General features: G+C 59.5%; 1 protein-coding gene and 1 pseudogene. Both read right to left on the bottom strand.

Translation table 11 applies throughout. The features are described from left to right. Positions 1 to 338: dihydropteroate synthase (locus SJ312_RS23385; RefSeq protein ID WP_031623208.1), on the bottom strand; the 338-nt coding region annotated here is incomplete at its 3' end. Further along, positions 332 to 474 (bottom strand): annotated as a pseudogene (locus tag SJ312_RS23380) (QacE family quaternary ammonium compound efflux SMR transporter); the annotation flags it as partial. The pseudogene SJ312_RS23380 and the gene SJ312_RS23385, both read right to left, overlap by 7 nt.

Here is a 474-nt window from a genome sequence, read left to right as displayed (position 1 = left end):
GGATAGAGCGCAGGGTCAGGAAATCCTTGGATATCGTTCAGGTAGCCCACGCCGCGCTTGAGCGCATAGCGCTGGGTTTCCGGTTGGAAGCTGTCGATTGAAACACGGTGCATCTGATCGGACAGGGCGTCTAAGAGCGGCGCAATACGTCTGATCTCATCGGCCGGCGATACAGGCCTCGCGTCCGGATGGCTGGCGGCCGGTCCGACATCCACGACGTCTGATCCGACTCGCAGCATTTCGATCGCCGCGGTGACAGCGCCGGCGGGGTCTAGCCGCCGGCTCTCATCGAAGAAGGAGTCCTCGGTGAGATTCAGAATGCCGAACACCGTCACCATGGCGTCGGCCTCCGCAGCGACTTCCACGATGGGGATCGGGCGAGCAAAAAGGCAGCAATTATGAGCCCCATACCTACAAAGCCCCACGCATCAAGCTTTTGCCCATGAAGCAACCAGGCAATGGCTGTAATTATGA

The organism is Providencia sp. CIM-Carb-044, assembly GCF_033901115.1.
Classification (GTDB): Bacteria; Pseudomonadota; Gammaproteobacteria; order Enterobacterales; family Enterobacteriaceae; genus Providencia; species Providencia hangzhouensis.
The sequence above is the reverse complement of the archived record's forward strand: the minus strand, read 5'-3'. Positions and strand labels throughout refer to the sequence as shown.